At 61.7% G+C, this 16,967-nt stretch carries 17 protein-coding genes; 13 read left to right on the forward strand and 4 right to left on the reverse strand.

Annotated elements, in window-relative coordinates; translation table 11 throughout:
- Window positions 1-95 precede the first annotated feature (95 nt).
- The 11 genes from atpB (at window position 96) to AC1L6K_RS08160 (ending at window position 11,632) form a co-directional block, all read left to right on the forward strand.
- On the forward strand, window positions 96-908 hold the full coding sequence (gene atpB / locus AC1L6K_RS08110; protein ID WP_480952196.1) for a F0F1 ATP synthase subunit A: 813 nt from the start codon (window positions 96-98) through the stop codon (window positions 906-908).
- An 88-nt stretch (window positions 909-996) separates the two neighbouring features.
- Window positions 997-1,212, forward strand: coding sequence for an ATP synthase F0 subunit C (locus tag AC1L6K_RS08115; RefSeq protein WP_038463392.1), 216 nt, complete (start codon window positions 997-999; stop codon window positions 1,210-1,212).
- Window positions 1,213-1,287: 75 nt separating this feature from the next.
- Window positions 1,288-1,842, forward strand: coding sequence for a F0F1 ATP synthase subunit B (locus AC1L6K_RS08120; protein WP_480952197.1), 555 nt, complete (start codon window positions 1,288-1,290; stop codon window positions 1,840-1,842).
- Complete coding sequence (locus AC1L6K_RS08125) at window positions 1,842-2,657, forward strand: F0F1 ATP synthase subunit delta (protein WP_480952198.1); 816 nt, start codon at window positions 1,842-1,844, stop codon at window positions 2,655-2,657. Before AC1L6K_RS08120 ends, AC1L6K_RS08125 begins: the two co-directional genes overlap by 1 nt.
- A 111-nt stretch (window positions 2,658-2,768) precedes the next feature.
- Window positions 2,769-4,406 (forward strand): F0F1 ATP synthase subunit alpha, encoded by a 1,638-nt coding sequence (gene atpA, locus AC1L6K_RS08130; RefSeq protein ID WP_480952199.1) that lies wholly within the window; start codon window positions 2,769-2,771, stop codon window positions 4,404-4,406.
- Window positions 4,407-4,475: 69 nt separating this feature from the next.
- A complete protein-coding gene (locus AC1L6K_RS08135) occupies window positions 4,476-5,369 on the forward strand; it encodes a F0F1 ATP synthase subunit gamma (RefSeq protein WP_480952200.1) in 894 nt (297 codons plus the stop codon).
- Between the two features lie 51 nt (window positions 5,370-5,420).
- On the forward strand, window positions 5,421-6,878 hold the full coding sequence (gene atpD / locus AC1L6K_RS08140; protein ID WP_480952201.1) for a F0F1 ATP synthase subunit beta: 1,458 nt from the start codon (window positions 5,421-5,423) through the stop codon (window positions 6,876-6,878).
- A 2-nt stretch (window positions 6,879-6,880) separates the two neighbouring features.
- Entirely contained in the window at window positions 6,881-7,171 is a 291-nt protein-coding gene (locus AC1L6K_RS08145; protein ID WP_480952202.1) for a F0F1 ATP synthase subunit epsilon, read from the forward strand.
- 10 nt (window positions 7,172-7,181) lie between these two features.
- Window positions 7,182-7,613 carry a DUF2550 domain-containing protein gene (locus AC1L6K_RS08150; RefSeq protein WP_480952203.1) on the forward strand — a complete coding sequence of 144 codons (432 nt, stop codon included), beginning with the start codon at window positions 7,182-7,184 and terminating at the stop codon, window positions 7,611-7,613.
- 87 nt (window positions 7,614-7,700) lie between these two features.
- Entirely contained in the window at window positions 7,701-9,053 is a 1,353-nt protein-coding gene (locus tag AC1L6K_RS08155) for an alpha/beta hydrolase (protein WP_480952204.1), read from the forward strand.
- A 143-nt stretch (window positions 9,054-9,196) separates the two neighbouring features.
- A complete protein-coding gene (locus tag AC1L6K_RS08160) occupies window positions 9,197-11,632 on the forward strand; it encodes a bifunctional lysylphosphatidylglycerol flippase/synthetase MprF (RefSeq protein WP_480952205.1) in 2,436 nt (811 codons plus the stop codon).
- A 163-nt stretch (window positions 11,633-11,795) separates the two neighbouring features.
- Here AC1L6K_RS08160 and AC1L6K_RS08165 read toward each other — a convergent pair whose 3' ends face one another.
- The 3 genes from AC1L6K_RS08165 to nucS all read right to left on the reverse strand — a co-directional run bounded on the left by AC1L6K_RS08165 (window position 11,796) and on the right by nucS (window position 14,119).
- Window positions 11,796-11,999 carry a cold-shock protein gene (locus AC1L6K_RS08165; RefSeq protein ID WP_480952206.1) on the reverse strand — a complete coding sequence of 68 codons (204 nt, stop codon included), beginning with the start codon at window positions 11,997-11,999 and terminating at the stop codon, window positions 11,796-11,798.
- 145 nt (window positions 12,000-12,144) lie between these two features.
- Window positions 12,145-13,389 (reverse strand): N-acetylglucosamine-6-phosphate deacetylase, encoded by a 1,245-nt coding sequence (locus AC1L6K_RS08170; RefSeq protein ID WP_480952207.1) that lies wholly within the window; start codon window positions 13,387-13,389, stop codon window positions 12,145-12,147.
- Window positions 13,390-13,423: 34 nt separating this feature from the next.
- Window positions 13,424-14,119, reverse strand: a complete 696-nt coding sequence (gene nucS, locus AC1L6K_RS08175; protein WP_480952208.1) for an endonuclease NucS — start codon at window positions 14,117-14,119, stop codon at window positions 13,424-13,426.
- Between the two features lie 138 nt (window positions 14,120-14,257).
- Here nucS and AC1L6K_RS08180 point away from each other — a divergent pair, with 138 nt between their 5' ends.
- Window positions 14,258-14,602, forward strand: coding sequence for an ATP/GTP-binding protein (locus AC1L6K_RS08180; RefSeq protein ID WP_480952209.1), 345 nt, complete (start codon window positions 14,258-14,260; stop codon window positions 14,600-14,602).
- Between the two features lie 113 nt (window positions 14,603-14,715).
- On the forward strand, window positions 14,716-15,507 hold the full coding sequence (locus AC1L6K_RS08185) for an alpha/beta hydrolase (RefSeq protein ID WP_480952210.1): 792 nt from the start codon (window positions 14,716-14,718) through the stop codon (window positions 15,505-15,507).
- A 51-nt stretch (window positions 15,508-15,558) separates the two neighbouring features.
- On the opposite strand, the gene AC1L6K_RS08190 is transcribed toward AC1L6K_RS08185, so the two are convergent.
- Window positions 15,559-16,779 carry an AI-2E family transporter gene (locus AC1L6K_RS08190; RefSeq protein WP_480952713.1) on the reverse strand — a complete coding sequence of 407 codons (1,221 nt, stop codon included), beginning with the start codon at window positions 16,777-16,779 and terminating at the stop codon, window positions 15,559-15,561.
- Window positions 16,780-16,967 lie beyond the last annotated feature (188 nt).

Below are 16,967 nucleotides of genomic sequence, written 5' to 3' on the forward strand. Positions count from 1 at the left end.
ATGAATCCCACCATCAGACTTTTTCACGGTGCTGATCATCTTTTGATGGACCACCACACTTGCCCTATGACCGAAACTGCAGAGAGGACAGCGCGTTGACCGCGTTTGCGCTTCCGATGGCCTCGAATGACGGTGGCTTCATCCCACCGACGATTAGCGACACCCACCTCCCCGACATCCTTCCCTGGATGGCCGAATATGGCTCCGGGCTCGGCAAGCAGATGATCATGGTCGTCTTGTCGGTGGTTTTGATCGCCGTGTTCTTTAAGCTCGCGATCCGAAACCCGAAACTGGTTCCGGGCCGAGTTCAATTCTTCGCCGAAGGCTTTTACAGCTTCGCGCGCAACACAGTTGGCCGCGACATCATGGGTGAGAAGAATTTCCGCCCCTGGGTGCCGCTGCTGTTCTCAGTGTTCCTGTTTGTGCTGCTGAACAATATTTTTGGCGCCATTCCGTTCCTGCAGTTGCCTTCCTTCTCCCACGCCGGCAGCGCTTATGCGATTGCTGCAATCATCTACTTCACGTGGATTGCTGTTGGCGTGAAAAAGAACGGCATCCGCTTCTTCAAGCTGGCAGTCGTTCCCACAGGTGTACCTGGCTGGATCCTGCCGCTGTTGGTGCCGTTGGAAATCATCTCCAACTTCATTGTTCGCCCGATGACGCACTCGCTGCGTTTGATGGCAACAATGCTTGCCGGTCACATGATTGTGATCCTGGCAGGCAGCGGCGCGCAGTACCTGATCATGGAACAAGACAACATCCTGCTCAACGCCACCGGCGTTGCAGTGATCGCCGGTTCCGTGGCCATGTATTTCCTGGAACTCTTGATCATGGTGCTGCAGGCATTTGTCTTCACGCTGCTGACCGCAATCTACATCCAGGGCAGCCTGGACGCGGATTCACACTAATTCTTTCCCCGCACCACCCTTAGTTTTCTCGAATATAGAATCACCTCACAACCTGCCGGCACAACGCCGGTATCTTGAAAGGAACGAAATGGAACTCCACGGCTCGCTCAACATGATTGGCTACGGCCTGGCCGCAATTGGCTCGGCTATTGGTGTTGGCATGATCTTCGCTGCTTACATCAACGGTGTAGCACGCCAGCCGGAAGCACAGCGCATCCTGCAGCCCATCGCACTGCTTGGCTTCGCCCTTGCAGAAGCACTGGCCATCCTTGGCCTGGTCTTCGCCTTCGTCGTTGGCGTCTAGTCCAAAGACGTTTTTGTCCTGTCTTTTCGGGGCTGAAATTTTCATGGACGAATATCAGATAAGGATAAGTGAGAAATGATTACCGCAGAAGTAATCCTCGCTGCTAGTGAGGGTGCAAACCCGCTCCTGCCGAACTGGTGGGAAGTTCTAGTCACGGCTGTAGCTTTCGCTGTCCTGCTCTTTGTGGTGAAGAAATACATCGCACCCATCTTCGAGAAGTCATACACGGACCGTGTAGAGGCCATCGAGGGTGGAATTGAGAAGGCGGAAGAGGCCCAGGCCGAAGCTAACGCCCTCTTGGAGCAGTACAAGGCCCAGCTGATGGACGCTCGCACGGAAGCCAATGGCATCCGTGAGACCGCCCGTGCAGAAGGAGCCCAGATTCTGGCGGACCTGAAGGCGAAGGCTGCAGAGGAATCTGCACGCATCACCGCCCAGGCCCAGGTCCAGATCGAGTCCGAGCGCGTTGCCGCAGTGACCTCCCTCCGCAACGAGGTTGGCACGTTGGCTACATCGCTTGCCGGCAAAATCGTCGGTGAAGCCCTTAACGATGATGCGCGTTCCAACCGCGTGGTTGAGCGCTTCCTGGCCGATCTGGAAAACCAGTCGAACGCGGGTGCATCGAAGTAATGGCAGGTGTATCGAGCAAGTCATTGGCAGCGGCTCTGGAGTCGTTGGAACCCAAGCTCGCCATTGCGTCGATCGCATTGGCCCAGGACCTTTTTGCAATCTTGGAGCTCCTGGACAGCAACGCCGGCCTGCGCCGTGCCTTGACCGATCCCACTCGTGAGAGTGCGGACAAGGCGGCCCTGGCCACCACGCTCATTGCAGGCAAGGTCAGCGCCGATGCACAGTCAGTGTTTCTGGAACTGATCGCCTCACGCTGGAGCTCGGCACGTGACCTGGGCGATGCACTGGAAGTCTTGGCAGCAACGTCGGCGATCGCGGTTGCCGAAGGTCAAGGTGGCGGTTCTGCCAACCTGGACAGGCTTGAAGAGGAACTCTTCACGTTTATCCGAGTTGTTGGGTCCAGTCATGAACTGCAACGCGCATTTGACGATGCACAGGCTGCCGGTTCGGCCAAGGGCGCCCTGGCGCTGAAGGTTGTGCCCCAGTCCGGCGACGTCTCCGCGTTGTTGATCCGCCAGGCCGTAACTTCCCCCCGGGGGCTCAAGCCCACGGCCCTGGTGCAACGTTTCGTGGAATTGGTTGCCAAACGCCAGCAGCGCTGGATTGCCTACGTCAGTGTCACCCGTGACCTGAGCGAAGCGCAGTTGAACCGTTTGCAGGCCGGCTTGAACAATCTCTACGGTCGCGAATTGAAGATCAATGTCAATATCGACCCGGCATTGGTCGGCGGAATCAAGGTTGTTGTGGGGGATGAGGTTGTTGACGCAACCGCAGCCACACGACTGGCTGATCTTCGCCGCCGGTTGGCAGTCTAAGAAACTTTTGTTTCTTGGCAGCCAGTCCACAACAGACTGAATCAAACATTTAGGCCACCGCAGCCACTATTGGGCGGCGGTAGCCACAACTTAGGAGAGCAGGGACTGCAGATGGCCGACTTGACCATCAATGCCGACGATGTCCGCAATGCCTTGAATGAGTTCGCAGCGTCCTATGAACCGGGCAACGCGGAACGCGTCGAGGTTGGCCGGGTCACCACGGCAAGTGACGGCATTGCCAAGGTGGAGGGTCTTCCCTCCGTCATGGCCAACGAGCTGCTTCGTTTCGAAGACGGCACACTGGGCCTGGCCCAGAACCTGGACACTCGCGAGATCGGTGTTGTAGTCCTTGGCGACTTCACCGGCATCGCCGAAGGCCAGCAAGTCCACCGCACGGGGGAGATCCTCTCCGTGCCGGTTGGCGACAACTTCCTCGGCCGCGTCGTTGACCCCTTGGGTCACCCGATTGACGACCTGGGCGAAATCGAATCCGAAGGCCGCCGTGCCCTGGAACTTCAGGCACCCGGCGTTACCGAGCGCAAGTCGGTTCACGAACCGCTGCAGACCGGTATGAAGGCCATTGACGCCATGATCCCGATCGGCCGTGGCCAGCGCCAGCTGATCATTGGTGACCGGCAGACAGGCAAGACGGCCCTCGCCGTTGACGCCATCATCAACCAGAAGGCCAACTGGGCTTCCGGAGATGTCAAGAAGCAGGTTCGCTGCGTTTACGTGGCAATCGGCCAGAAGGCATCGACGATTGCTGCCGTCCGCCAGACCTTGGCTGATCACGGCGCCTTGGAATACACCACCATTGTGGCCTCCCCGGCATCTGACCCGGCCGGTTTCAAGTACTTGGCTCCATACGCCGGTTCGGCCATTGGCCAGCACTGGATGTACGCAGGCAAGCACGTCTTGATCGTGTTTGATGACCTGTCGAAGCAGGCTGAAGCCTACCGCGCCGTGTCACTGTTGCTGCGCCGCCCGCCGGGCCGCGAAGCATACCCCGGCGACGTGTTCTACCTGCACTCCCGTCTTCTGGAACGTTGTGCCAAGCTCTCTGACGAGCTCGGCGCGGGATCGATGACCGGCCTGCCGATCATCGAGACCAAGGCGAACGACGTGTCGGCTTACATCCCGACCAACGTCATCTCCATTACAGATGGTCAGATCTTCTTGCAGTCGGACCTCTTCAACGCCAACCAGCGTCCCGCTGTCGATGTGGGTGTCTCTGTCTCCCGCGTCGGTGGTGCAGCGCAGGTCAAGGCCATGAAGAAGGTTGCCGGTACTTTGAAGCTTGATCTGGCCCAGTACCGTGACATGCAGGCCTTTGCCATGTTCGCCTCCGATTTGGATGCCGCAACAAAGCAGCAGCTGACACGCGGCGCGCGTTTGATGGAACTGCTCAAGCAGGGCCAGTACGCTCCGTTCCCGGTTGAGAACCAGGTTGTTTCGATCTGGATGGGCACCAACGGCTACCTGGACAGCGTCCCGGTGGAGGATGTCCTGCGCTTCGAGACAGAATTCCTCGAGCACCTGCGCCACAACACGTCGGTCCTGACCACGTTGGCTGAAACCAACTTGCTGGAGCCTTCGACTGTAGACGCGCTCAAGTCCAATATTGACTCCTTCAAGAAGGGCTTTTTCGCGGAGGGCGACGACCAACTGGTTGGCGCCGGCCATGAAGAGTTCGGTGCTCTTGCCTCCGAGGACGTTGACCAGGAAAAGATCGTCAAGCAGAAACGCTGACACCATCCCTGAGAAGGTTGCCGGCCCCACGGGGCCGGCAACCTGAACAAGGGTAAGGAAAGGACAAACATGGGAGCCCAGATACGGGTTTACCGCCAGAAGATCGCGTCGACCACGTCGATGCAAAAGATCTTCAAGGCGATGGAACTTATCGCTGCGTCCCGCATTGGAAAGGCACGTGTACGTGTCACGGCGTCATTGCCGTACTCCAATGCGATTACCCGTGCCGTTTCTGCCGTTGCGTCCCAGTCCGAGGTCGACCACCCGCTGACCACCGAGCCCGAACAGATCCGCCGGGCTGCGGTATTGGTGATGACTTCAGACCGTGGTCTTGCCGGTTCCTACTCCGCCAGCGTACTGAAGCAGGCAGAGCACCTTATTGAATTGCTGCACGGGGAAGGCAAGGACGTCTCGACCTATTTGGTCGGCCGCAAGGCTCAGGCGTACTTTGACTTCCGGGGCCGCGATTACACCAAGGTGTGGACCGGTGGAACTGACGCCCCGGAATTTGAAACTGCACGTGAACTGCGCGTGGCCCTGCTAGAGGACTTCGCAACAGACTTTGAAGAGGGTGGCGTCGATGAGATTCATGTCGTTTTCACCCAGTTCAAGTCGATGGTTGTTCAGGAGCCGACGGTAATTCGTCTGCTGCCGCTGGAAGTGGTGGAGGAAGAAGTTGAGTCTTCATCCGAGCTGCTGCCGCTGTACGAATTCGAACCGCAGCCGGAAGACGTCCTGGACGCCTTGCTGCCGCGGTACATTGAGTCACGCATCTTCGCGGCACTTTTGCAGGCAGCAGCTTCCGAGCTTGCGGCACGCCAGCGCGCCATGAAGTCTGCCGGTGACAACGCCAGCGACCTGATCAAGAAGTACACGCGTCTTCGTAACAACGCCCGGCAGGCGGAAATTACGCAGGAGCTCTCCGAGATTGTTGCCGGCGCTGACGCGCTCAACGCCTCGTAGCAGCCCGATTCATACTTATTCAATGCCATCCACACAAGTGAAGTGAGAGAGATGACTGCCCAACTTAACGAGCAGGGAACCGCTGCGAAGGCCGGTGCCACAGGCCGCATCGCGCGCGTCATCGGCCCGGTTGTCGACGTCGAATTCCCGGCAGACGGCATTCCCGCCATTTACAATGCACTCACCACCGAGATCACTCTCAACGGTGAGACCAAGACCATCACCTTCGAGACCAGCCAGCACCTTGGCGACGGCCTCATTCGCGCCATTTCCCTGCAGGCCACCGACGGACTTGTCCGCGGCACCAGCGTGCAGGACCTTGGCGCCCCGATCACCGTGCCGGTGGGCGACGGCGTCAAGGGCCACATCTTCAACGTTTTGGGCGAACCCCTTGACGTTCAGGAATCGGAACTCAACATCTCCGAGCGCTGGCCCATCCACCGCAAGCCCCCGGCATTTGCCAGCCTCGAAGGCTCCACGGAGATGCTCGAGACCGGTATCAAGTCGATTGACTTGCTCACCCCGTACATCAAGGGTGGAAAGATCGGACTGTTCGGTGGTGCCGGTGTCGGCAAGACCGTTTTGATCCAGGAAATGATCACCCGTGTGGCCCGCAACTTCGGTGGTACTTCGGTATTCGCCGGTGTTGGCGAGCGTACGCGTGAGGGCAACGACCTTTGGGTTGAAATGGAAGAAGCCGGCGTCCTCAAGGACACCGCGCTGGTCTTCGGCCAGATGGATGAGCCGCCGGGAACGCGTCTGCGCGTTGCCTTGTCGGCACTGACGATGGCTGAGTACTTCCGCGACGTGCAGAACCAGGATGTGTTGCTCTTCATCGACAACATCTTCCGCTTCACGCAGGCCGGTTCGGAAGTTTCCACACTGCTGGGGCGCATGCCTTCCGCTGTGGGTTACCAGCCCAACCTCGCCGACGAGATGGGTCTCCTGCAGGAGCGCATCACCTCGACCAAGGGTCACTCCATCACGTCCATGCAGGCCGTTTACGTGCCTGCTGATGACTACACGGACCCGGCCCCGGCCGCGACCTTCGCCCACTTGGATGCGACCACGGAACTTTCCCGTGAAATCGCTTCCCGTGGACTGTACCCGGCCATCGATCCGCTGACGTCCACGTCACGAATCCTTGACCCGCAGTACGTGGGCCAGGCTCACTATGACACGGCTGTCCGTGTCAAGCAGATCCTGCAGAAGAACAAGGAACTCCAGGACATCATCGCGATCCTCGGTATCGATGAGCTCGGTGAAGAGGACAAGATCGTTGTATCGCGTGCTCGCCGCATCCAGCAGTTCCTGTCGCAGAACACCTACACGGCCAAGCAGTTCACGGGCGAAGAAGGCTCCACGGTTTCCATTGCGGACACCATTGAAGGCTTCACTGCCATCTGCGACGGCGACGTTGACCACATTGCCGAGCAGGCGTTCTTCAACATCGGTGGCATGGATGATGTCGAGCGTCAGTGGGCTAAAATCCAGGAATCGACCAAGTAATCATGGCTAACCTCGAAGTTGAAATCGTAGCGGCCGACCACGGTGTGTGGTCGGGTGCAGCTACCCTGGTCAAGGGGTTTACCAGCGAGGGCGAGATCGGCATTCTTCCCGGTCACACCCCTTTGCTCGCGGTTTTGGCGCCGGGCTTGCTGGAAATCGCCCCTGTTGATGGATCCCGCTTCTATGTTGAGGTGGACGGCGGCTTCTTCTCGGTTGATGACAACCGGGTTGTAATCGTTGCTGACAATGCGCAGTTGAAAGACGGCGCAACGTCTGGCTCAGGTATCCGCTAGCACGCGATTGATGAACGAACTCGGTATGCCGTTCATCGCACTGGCCGGAGCATTCCTGCTGGTTGTTGTAGTACTGTGCCTCTTCGGGGTGCGCCGCATGACATTGCGACGCACCCTGGGCACAGTTGACGCCTCCATTTGCACGGCGAACAATCGCTGGGCAATGGGGGTTTGTCGTTATCAGGAGTCGGTCCTTGAATGGGTCCGGCTCCTTTCGTTAAGCCCCCTCCCGGCGCGGAGGATGGAGCGCAGCAAGATTGTGCTGGTGGGCCGCCGCGAGCCCACTGAACTTGAACTGACCCGGGTGCCGCCCGACGTTGTCATCGTAATGTTGTCCTACGAAGGCAGCGAGGTGCTGCTGGCCATGAAGTTTGGCGCCTACGCCGGCTTGTCGTCGTGGCTGGAGGCAGGCCCGCACATCGGCGTGGGCACCTGGCGCTGATGTGCGGCAAGTTCCCAGTCTCTGCCGTTAACATAACGTAGCTTCCACTTTTTTGAGTGGGTGACCCTCAAAGAGACTGGCTGCCGAGTGAACTGGATCCATGAGCTGAGCCTGATCAGCGGCCCCCTTCCCGTCGTTTTCCAGCTTCTGGGTGCGGCCGCCGTCGCTTTCCTCCTGGTCCGGCGCTCACTGCGCTGGTGGTTGTTTGCCGCGGCAACTGCGGCCGCCTCCTGCCTGGTCTCCATGGCCGCCTGCTGGGCCGTCATACATGCGTTTTACTGGTGGCCCGAAGACCTTCCCGCAGCTGTCGTTGCCATCGTTGCACTGGTGCTCTGGGTCCTGGTTTTGGGAAGCACGACGGCGTTGGCAGGCTTGCGCCGCCGTCGTTCCTCCCGTTCGTCCCGGCCGGGCAGGACTGCCGGAGACTCTGCGTCCCGCCGCGGACTGGCCGTGGTCTCCACCCTCGTTGTTCTCTTGCTTGCCGGGGTCCAGTTCAACGCTGTCTTTGGCCAGTACCCCACAGTTGGCAGCCTGCTGAATTCGCAGCTGGCGATCTCCACGGCAGCCCCGCCGGCGCCGCAGCACCGTGCTGCCTCACGGTACATGTCGGCACCGGTGAGCGTCCGGTGGACTGCACCTGCCGGGCTGCCCACCTCGGGAGCAATTCTTTCGGCGGCAATTCCTGGCACTGTCTCTGGATTCAAGGCCCGCAATGCCGTGGTGTATCTGCCCCCGGCCTATTTTGCCCCCGCGCGGCCGGTGCTGCCAGTTCTGGTCCTGGTCAGCGGGCAGCCCGGGTCACCGGAGTCGTGGCTGCGCTCCTCGACGCTGGTCGAGGAGCTTGATTCCTACGCCGCAGCCCATGGGGGCGTGGCGCCGCTGGTGGTCATGCCGGATCCCAACGGCAGCGAAGAGGTCAACACCATGTGCATGGATTCCGATCTGTCCCGGGCCGGGACATACATGTCCCGGGATGTGCCCGCGTGGATCAAGGCAAACCTTGACGCCGACACCAACCCAGCCCATTGGGCGGTGGGCGGCTTCTCGTATGGCGGCACCTGTGCGATGCAGATGGTCACCCGGCATCCCGGCATTTTTCAAACTTTCATGTCAATTTCGCCCGAAAGGGAACCGGCCCTCGCCGTCAACCGGGCCGTGACGATTGGGCGCGCCTTCCACGGCGACGCCGCTGCTTTTGATGCGCTGCTGCCGTTGACCTTGATGGCCCACAATAAATTTCCTGAAATTCACGGGTGGTTTGCCTCGGGACGGCAGGATGCCGCGTATTCTGCCAATGTGAGAGTGCTTGAATCTGCCGGCCGCAAGTCCGGCATGACAATTGAAAGTGCCATGTTCGACGGGGGGCACTCCTGGCAGGTGGTCAATGCCGCACTGCCGCATGGGCTGGGCTTTGTGTCTTCCCGCATTGGCCTGGAATGAGCACGCCGGGAACAACCCCACCGGATTCTTCGGGGAGGGTGCGCCGTGAAGGCCCGTTGCCCGCCGGCACAGGGCTGGCGGGCCCGGACTCCATGCGCAGGGCCCCTTTCGCGTCTGTGGTTGCCCGGGCTGCGAGGAGCTGGGTGCGGCGGGCTCCCCTGAGTACTTTCCTTGCGGGCGCCACGATCGTTGTCCACGTGGTGACCGGGGCATTCCTTGACCGCTTGCCGGGAACGGTTGCCGGGGTCTGGGGGTACCAGTCCACAGACTTGCTCAGCACACATTGGTGGAATATTTTCACCACCCTGTTCCTCAGCTCCAGCAGCGCCGCCGCCCTTCTTGGCGTTGCAGTGCTGGGGGCAGTGCTGGGCCTTGCCGAATCCACACTTGGCACCCTGCGCGCGGCTGGGCTTTTCATCGCTGTCCAGGTTGCCGCCGTCGTGCTGTATTCAGCGGCCCTTGGCCTGGGCAGCATTGCCGAGGTCGACTTGCCGGCCGGGATGGACCAGGCGACGCTGTTCGGGCCATTTGCGGCGTCGGCCGGTGCCTTGATGGCGGCCAGCCAGGGCATCAGCCTCCTGTGGCGGCGGCGGGTGCGGGTCCTGGTTCTGGCGGCGTCGTTGATGCTCAGCGTGTATGTGGGCCACGCCCAGCATATTTTTATCCTGCTTGGCTCGTTGGCGGGGCTGGGCCTGGGATTGCTTTTCCTCAAACCGGCCGGACACGGTGCCGCGGGACGGTCCACGAGCCGCGAAGTCCGGACGATCCTGGCCATGGTGGTGGCGGTTTTTGCGGTTGGCCCGCTGGCCGCCGCCGTGGCGCATGTGGCTGTAGGCCCGCTGGCAGTGATGCGCACCTGGATCACGAACCAGGACCCCACGCTGTCCCAGTGGCAGGGCAGCTGCCGCATTGCCAGTGCGGCGTGCCACGGGATGGAGCACAATCTGGGCTTTATGGGCTCGGGCGGGCATTTGCTGGCATTGATGCCCATGGTGCTGCTGCTTGTTTGCGCCGAAGGGCTGCGGCGCGGCAACCGGCTGGCCCTGTGGGCCGCCGTTTACCTGCATATTCTTATTGGCATTGTCTCGGCAGTTTATTTTCAGGTCTTTGCAGGACTTGGGCTGCCCCTGCGCCGGGGACGCCGCACCCTGAGCATCAGCGAATCCGTGTGGGAGCTGCTCCCCGTGGTGCTTGTGCCGGTGCTCATAGCGGTTCTGTTGGTGGTCCTCCGCCGGTATTTCCGGGTGGACCCCGATCCTGCCCTGCGGAGGCGTTCGCTGGTGTTCCTGCCGCTGACTTTGCTTGTTCTGGTGGGCATCTACACGGTTGCGTGGCTGGTGGAAGGCAACCTGGGCAATCCGCTCGGCCTGGCCGCCCTGGTGGCGAGCATTCCGCGGATTGTGCTGCCGTATCCCTTTCCCTTTAATTACTCGGCGAACGTTTATCCGCACGGCTTCTTCTCCGAACTACTCTTTAGCTTTGGCGGGCCGGTGCTGTGGGTGCTCAGCTTGGTGAGCATCCTGGCGGTGTTCCTCAGCAGGCGCCTGCGCAGCGGTGAGGCCGACGGCGGGAGGGCACAGGCGCTGGTGCGGCGCGGAGGCGACTCGCTGTCGTGGATGACCTTGTGGCCGAACAACCAGTACTGGTTCAACGCCGCGGGAACGGTAGGGGTGGCGTATCAGCCGCACAGCGGGGTTGCCGTCACCGTGGGCGGGCCGATAGGCGAGCCGGCAGGGTACGCAGGTGCTGTGGATGAATTTCTGGACTTTTGCTCCGAAGAATCGCTCACGGCATGTTTTTATTCGGTGACGGATGCCGCGGCCCAGTTGCTCGAGCAACGTGGTTTTCGGCGGATACAGGTTGCCGCGGAAACACTCTTGGACATTCAAACAATGGACTTCAAGGGCAGGGACTGGCAAAATGTCCGCACTGCATTGAACCGGGCGGCGAAACTTGGCGTCACTGCCCAGTGGTGCCGCTACAGCGACTTGTCACCGGGCCAGCGCACCCAGGTTCACGAGATCTCCGAGGACTGGGTTTCCGGCCAGGCACTGCCCGAACTCGGGTTCACCCTCGGCGGTCTTGAGGAGCTCAAGAGTGATCAGGTCCAGCTCTGTCTGGCGGTTGACACGTCCGGGAAGATTCACGCGGTGACGAGCTGGCTTCCGGTGTTTGCCCAGGGTGAGGTCGTGAGCTGGACGCTTGATTTCATGCGCCGCAACGCAGGATCCTTCAACGGGGTGATGGAATACCTCATTGCCCAGGCGGTCCACCACTTCGCTGCGACCGTGGAATACATTTCGCTGTCGGGCTCGCCCCTGGCCAGCAGCTCCGCCAACGCCGACGCGGAAGACGGCAACCTGGGCCGGATCCTGGCATTGCTTGCCCGCACCCTGGAACCGGTCTACGGTTTTGCCTCCCTCGCCAACTTCAAACAGCGCTTCAAGCCCCGCCATGAGCCCTTGTACTTGATGTACCAGGATCCGTTGTCGCTCCCGGGCGTCGGCCGGGCGGTGGGCGAGGCCTACATGCCCAACATGTCTGTGCGGTCGCTGGCCAGGCTGTTGCGAAAGCCCTGACCCCGCCTGCAGTCTGGCCTGTCCGGCCTCCCTCAGGTCCGCGGCCCTCCATTTGCACTGAAACATGCCAAGAGTCAACACAGCATTGCGCCGGGGCACAAAACGGCCCCCGGTGTTGGAACCGGGGGCTGTTTTGTAAAACTGTTGGGTGGTTGCCGCCGGTTTAAAGCGTTGTTACGCCGGTGGCCTGGGGGCCCTTGGTGCCTTGGCCAATCTCAAACTCGACGCGTGCGTTTTCTTCCAAGCTCTTGAATCCGCCGCTTTGGATCTCCGAGTAGTGGACAAAGACATCGCCGTCGGCGTTGTCGGGGGTGATGAAGCCGAAGCCCTTTTCAGCGTTGAACCACTTGACGGTGCCCTGTGCCATACTTTTCTCCTTGTAATGAAAACCAATACTGTACTGCTCTGTGTATTGCCCAGCCGTGGCATGGTTGCCGATGACCGGGCGAATTCAGCATGACATGAGTCACAAGTAAGGTCAACGACGTGACCTGCGGATTGGCCAGTGTTACCTACTTCAGCCACTGCCCGGCGCGCATGACGCGCTGCAGTGCCAGACCGGCGTCAACAATCAACACGTCGGCACGCAGTCCCCGGCGCAGGGCACCAACCTCATCCGTCAGGCCCAGCACGGCGGCCGGAACGGCTGTGGCGGACTGCAGCGCATCCGTGAACTCCACGCCTGCCTCGGTGGTGCGCCGGACTACGTCAAGCAAGGTGGCGGTGCCGCCGGCGATGGATCCCGTCGCATCAAGTGTGGCGACGCCGTTTGACACTGTCACAGGGGACGGGCCAAGCATGTACTGGCCGTCTGCCAGCCCGGCAGCCGCCATCGAGTCTGTGACCAGCAGAATATTGGCAGATCCCACAATGTCAAAGACTGTCTTGACCGTTTCAGGGTCCAGGTGGGTGTTGTCGGCAACAAGTTCGACGACGGCGTTTCCGGCACTTGCGGCGCGCAGGCAGGCGGCGACGGGGCCGGGGGAGCGGTGGTGCATGGGAGGCATGCCGTTGAAAAGGTGAGTGACTGTGGGGCGTCCGGAGACGCCGTCGAACCCGGTGGAATCCAGCCCTTCCCGGGCCTGCTCCAGGGACTCGGCGGCCGTCGGTGTGTCGCAGTTGGTGTGGCCCACCGAGGGGGTGATGCCATGGCGGGTGAGCAGGTCCACCAGGTCGGCCGCCCCTGGGAGCTCGGGTGCGTAGGTCATGGTGACGATTGAGTCCCGGCCGGCCTCGATCAGCGCAGACATGAGCTCCAGATCAGGATCCAGCAGGAATGCCGGGTTCTGGGCGCCGCACCGAGCATGGGAGAGGAACGGGCCCTCAAGGTGGATGCCGGCCAGCAGGCCTTCAGCAGTCATGCCGGCGTAGACGCCGATCCCCTTCAAGAGGTCTTCGGGGGAGGCCGTCACCATGCTGGCAAGCAGTGTTGTGGTCCCTGCCCGGTGCAGGAAGTCCACGGCAAGCCTGGCCGAGGCTTCGTCGCCGCTGGGGAAGTCCCCGCCGTTGCCGCCGTGGTTGTGGACGTCGATCAGTCCGGGCAGGATCCGCTGGTCGGCAGGCAGTGTGATGATGTTCGCGGCATCCATCGCGGCTGGCTCATACCCGGGCTCATCGAAGTGGTCGGCACGTCCGGCATACACAATCCTGTCGCCTTCGACGGCCAGCAGACCGCCTTCAACAATGCCGTCGTCGGTGGCGATGGCACCGTGGATCAAGTATTTGGTGGATGCGGGCGCAGGAATCGGAGCAGTCATGCCCCAAGTCTAATCAGGCGGGGCGCCGCTATCGCTAGAACAGCCGGGTGGAGCTGTCATCCACGCCGCGCATGGCGTCGTAATCGAGGGTTTTGCACTCAATGCCGCGGTCGGTGGCAAGAGTTTTTGCCTGCGGCTTGATCTGCTGGGCGGCGAAGATGCCGCGGACTGGTGCAAGCAGCGGGTCGCGGTTGAGCAGTTCCAGGTAGCGGGTGAGCTGCTCGACGCCGTCGATGTCGCCGCGACGCTTGAGCTCGATGGCCACGGTGGCCCCGGTGGAGTCCCTGGCCAGGATGTCGACCGGGCCGATGGCAGTGAAGTATTCACGCCTGATTAGGGTGAATCCGGTGCCCAGAAGCTCGATTTGTTCAGCCAGCAGGCGCTGCAGGTCGGCTTCGACGCCGTCCTTGATCAGCCCGGGGTCTATGCCCAGATCGTGGCTCGAGTCACTGATGTGTTCATAAATGTTAATGATGAGGCGGTCGTCGGCCTTGCTCGACTGGACGATCCACTGGTCGATGACGCCTTCCTCAAGATCGACGTCGTCGGGACTGACACTGCGCAGGGTCGCAGGCGGGCTCATCCAGTTCAACGGCTTGTAGGAGCCGCCGTCCGAATGCACCAAAACAGAACCGTCGGCCTTGACCAGCAGCAGCCGTACGGCGAGGGGAAGATGGGCTTTGAGGCGTCCGACGTAATCGACGGAGCACTTGGCAATCACTAAACGCACGCCCTCCACTCTAGCCGTTGGGAGCGGAGCTGTGGCGCGATGGCCGGGCGGGGCCGTCGGATCGCAGCACTGGGGCGGTACCGGTAGACGCACGGCGGTCGCGTCGCGAAGCCTCCCGCCGTGCGGGACAATGGAATCATGCCCCGTTCGAACCAGCCCCGCCGCCACCGCACATCTTCTTCACGGAGCACCAAGCCGGCACGGAGCGCCAACGACGACGATGAACCTGACCTGAACCGGATCAGAATGGGCATTCCGGCCACCGAATCCGCACCCGACGGCGTGTGGGCCGTCCGCGCGATCAGCGTCGGAAACGCACAAAAGGTGTACACCTGCCCCGGCTGCCACCACAGCGTCCTGCCGGGTGTCGCACATTTGGTGGTGTGGCAGGAGGACGCCATGTTTGGTGCCGAGGCCGGCCTGCGGGACCGCCGGCATTGGCATACAAACTGCTGGCGCGGACGAAGCTATCGCTACAGATAGCCCCGCCAGCCCTGCGGGATCTCCGGAGGCACCCTGATCGTCCGGTTGCGCACGGAGGTGTGGCCCGGCGGCCGATGGCCGGTCCGGGCATGGTGCCCGGTAGGGTGGAAGTCATGGTTTTTGATCCAGCATCCCTTGACTATGTTGACGCCGGCACCCCCGTTGCAGTCCGCGCCTCCACCATCCTGCCCGCCGTGCGCGAGAACATTGAGTTGCAGACCGCCGACGGGCTCACGCTCGTGGGCGAACTGGCCAGGCCGGCCGACGGCGTCGTGAAAGCCACGCTGATCACCCTCCACCCGCTGCCCACGCACGGCGGATTCATGGACTCCCATGTTTATAAGAAAGCGTCCTACCGGCTGCCCGCGCTGGCCGGCATTGCCGTGCTGCGCTTCAACACCCGTGGCACCGCCTCGCCCCGAGGAACCAGCGAGGGTTCTTTTGAAGACGGCATTGGGGAGCGCCTGGATGTCGAGGCCGCCGTGCAATTTGCCGTCGATCGCGGCTTGCCCAACCGTTGGCTGCTCGGCTGGTCGTTTGGGACCGAGCTTGTGCTTAAATATGGTGCGGTGCCGCCGGTTGCAGACCTTGTTGAGGGCGCCGTGCTGCTCTCACCCCCGCTGCACCGGGCGGGCGACGCCGACCTCCAGGCGTGGGCTTCGCAAGGCAAGCCATTGACTGTCCTGGTGCCGGAATTCGACGATTATCTCCAGCCTCCAGCCGCCACCGAACGCTTCGCCCAGGTCCCGCAGGCCCGCCTTGTTGCGGTCGACGGCGCAAAGCACCTGTGGGTGGGGGAGAAATACGCGGCCAGGGCTTTGAATGAGATTGCCGCAACAGTCCTCGGAACCCCGGTTGAGTTGCCGGTTGAATGGCGCGGGCCGGTGGCGGCACTGCCGGCTTAGCACCGGACTGCCTGTCAGGACCGTCCCGCCGCCTGGGGTCCGTCCTGCTGCTTAGATCTTGTCCTGTCTGGCAATGAATACTTCCTTGACCAGCAGCATGACGGCGGCGGCAGTGGGGATGGCGATCAAGGCACCAAGCACGCCCAGCAAGCTGCCGCCGGCGATCACTGAAATCACTGCCACTGCACCGGGCACAGCCACAGCCTTTTGCATGATGCGCGGTGAAACGAAGTAAGCCTCAAACTGCAGGTAGGCCAGGTAGCAGATCGCGTAGATCAGCGCCGTCTGCCAGCCGGCCGTCAGGCTGACGGCGATGACAACAACCGCAGCAATCATGCCGCCGACCAGCGGGATGAACGCCAGCAACGCCACCAGGAACGCCAACAGGACGCTGAACGGGACATCCAGGATGCTCATGATCACGAAGGCAACCGTGGCATTGAGGACGGCAACGCAGACCTGGCCAATCACGTAGTTGCCGACCCCGCGGGTGATTTCCTCGCTCAGTTCCTCAACGCGTGCACGTCGTGAACGGGGGGCCAGGCGGTAGCCCCACTTCTTGATGGCGGGCAGTGACGCCAGGAAGTACAGGCTCAGCACCAGCACAATCAGGGTGCCAAAGAGGCCGTTGGCAATGGTTGTTCCAACGCCCACGACGCCACCAAAGATGCCGCCGACTGCCTGTGCGTCCTGAAAGAACTTCGCAACCTGGTCGTTGATGGTGTCAAGCACGTGGTACTGGTCGTCAAGCTGCTTGAACAAGTCGGAGGCCAGGAAGTCGCTGATCCAGGTCGGTGCCTTGTTGACGATCTGGGTGGTCTGCTCGATGATCGTCGGGATCAAGGTGGCGAAGAACAACGCCACCACGCCCAGCAGGGCCCCAAGCACAATCACAATCCCCAGCGGCCGGGGCACTTTCCGTTTCTCCAGCCAGCGAACCACCGGGTCCAGCCCCAACGCGATGAACAAGGCTGTCACGATCCACAACAGCAACGATTCGGTGTTGGTGAGCATGTAGCTCAGGAACAAGGCGATCCCAACGCCCACGGTGCCCATGAAACCAAAATAAATCGGGTGCCGGAACATGCCGTTTGCCGGCGCCGCCGCGACAGCCGTGGCAGCCGCCGTAGCATCGAGCTGCCCGGCGGGATCAACGGGAAGGTCAAAGCGGACGCGTGGCTGGGCGCCCGGCAGTGGCTTGAGCACCCTCTTCAGCACCCAGGCCCGCCAGCCGCGTGGTTGCGGTGCGTGGGCACCTCGCTCGGAGGCCATTGCAGCAGCCACGGGGGCGGCGATGTTCAGGGGTTCGTCAGGCTGCCCGAAGGCGTCCCCGGCAACAGCGGCAGGCGAGGCGTTGCCGCCGTCGTCCCCGGCCTTGGCTGTATGGTCGCGCCGGTGGGCGGCCGGATTGTCGTCCGGAAGGGGGTCCGTTGCGCTGGGATCAGGGGTGGAACTCACTG

Source organism: Specibacter sp. BI4 (assembly GCF_056680095.1).

What these genes read in the sequence shown, in the direction of transcription:
- AC1L6K_RS08120 (WP_480952197.1), top strand. Translation starts at nt 1,288, where the DNA reads ATGATTACCGCAGAAGTAATCCTCGCTGCTAGTGAGGGTGCAAACCCG.
- atpA (WP_480952199.1), top strand. Translation starts at nt 2,769, where the DNA reads ATGGCCGACTTGACCATCAATGCCGACGATGTCCGCAATGCCTTGAAT.
- AC1L6K_RS08150 (WP_480952203.1), top strand. Translation starts at nt 7,182, where the DNA reads ATGAACGAACTCGGTATGCCGTTCATCGCACTGGCCGGAGCATTCCTG.
- AC1L6K_RS08145 (WP_480952202.1), top strand. Translation starts at nt 6,881, where the DNA reads ATGGCTAACCTCGAAGTTGAAATCGTAGCGGCCGACCACGGTGTGTGG.
- AC1L6K_RS08125 (WP_480952198.1), top strand. Translation starts at nt 1,842, where the DNA reads ATGGCAGGTGTATCGAGCAAGTCATTGGCAGCGGCTCTGGAGTCGTTG.
- AC1L6K_RS08165 (WP_480952206.1), bottom strand. Translation starts at nt 11,999, where the DNA reads ATGGCACAGGGCACCGTCAAGTGGTTCAACGCTGAAAAGGGCTTCGGC.
- AC1L6K_RS08180 (WP_480952209.1), top strand. Translation starts at nt 14,258, where the DNA reads ATGCCCCGTTCGAACCAGCCCCGCCGCCACCGCACATCTTCTTCACGG.
- AC1L6K_RS08190 (WP_480952713.1), bottom strand. Translation starts at nt 16,779, where the DNA reads ATGGCCTCCGAGCGAGGTGCCCACGCACCGCAACCACGCGGCTGGCGG.
- atpD (WP_480952201.1), top strand. Translation starts at nt 5,421, where the DNA reads ATGACTGCCCAACTTAACGAGCAGGGAACCGCTGCGAAGGCCGGTGCC.
- AC1L6K_RS08170 (WP_480952207.1), bottom strand. Translation starts at nt 13,389, where the DNA reads ATGACTGCTCCGATTCCTGCGCCCGCATCCACCAAATACTTGATCCAC.
- AC1L6K_RS08115 (WP_038463392.1), top strand. Translation starts at nt 997, where the DNA reads ATGGAACTCCACGGCTCGCTCAACATGATTGGCTACGGCCTGGCCGCA.
- AC1L6K_RS08135 (WP_480952200.1), top strand. Translation starts at nt 4,476, where the DNA reads ATGGGAGCCCAGATACGGGTTTACCGCCAGAAGATCGCGTCGACCACG.
- AC1L6K_RS08185 (WP_480952210.1), top strand. Translation starts at nt 14,716, where the DNA reads ATGGTTTTTGATCCAGCATCCCTTGACTATGTTGACGCCGGCACCCCC.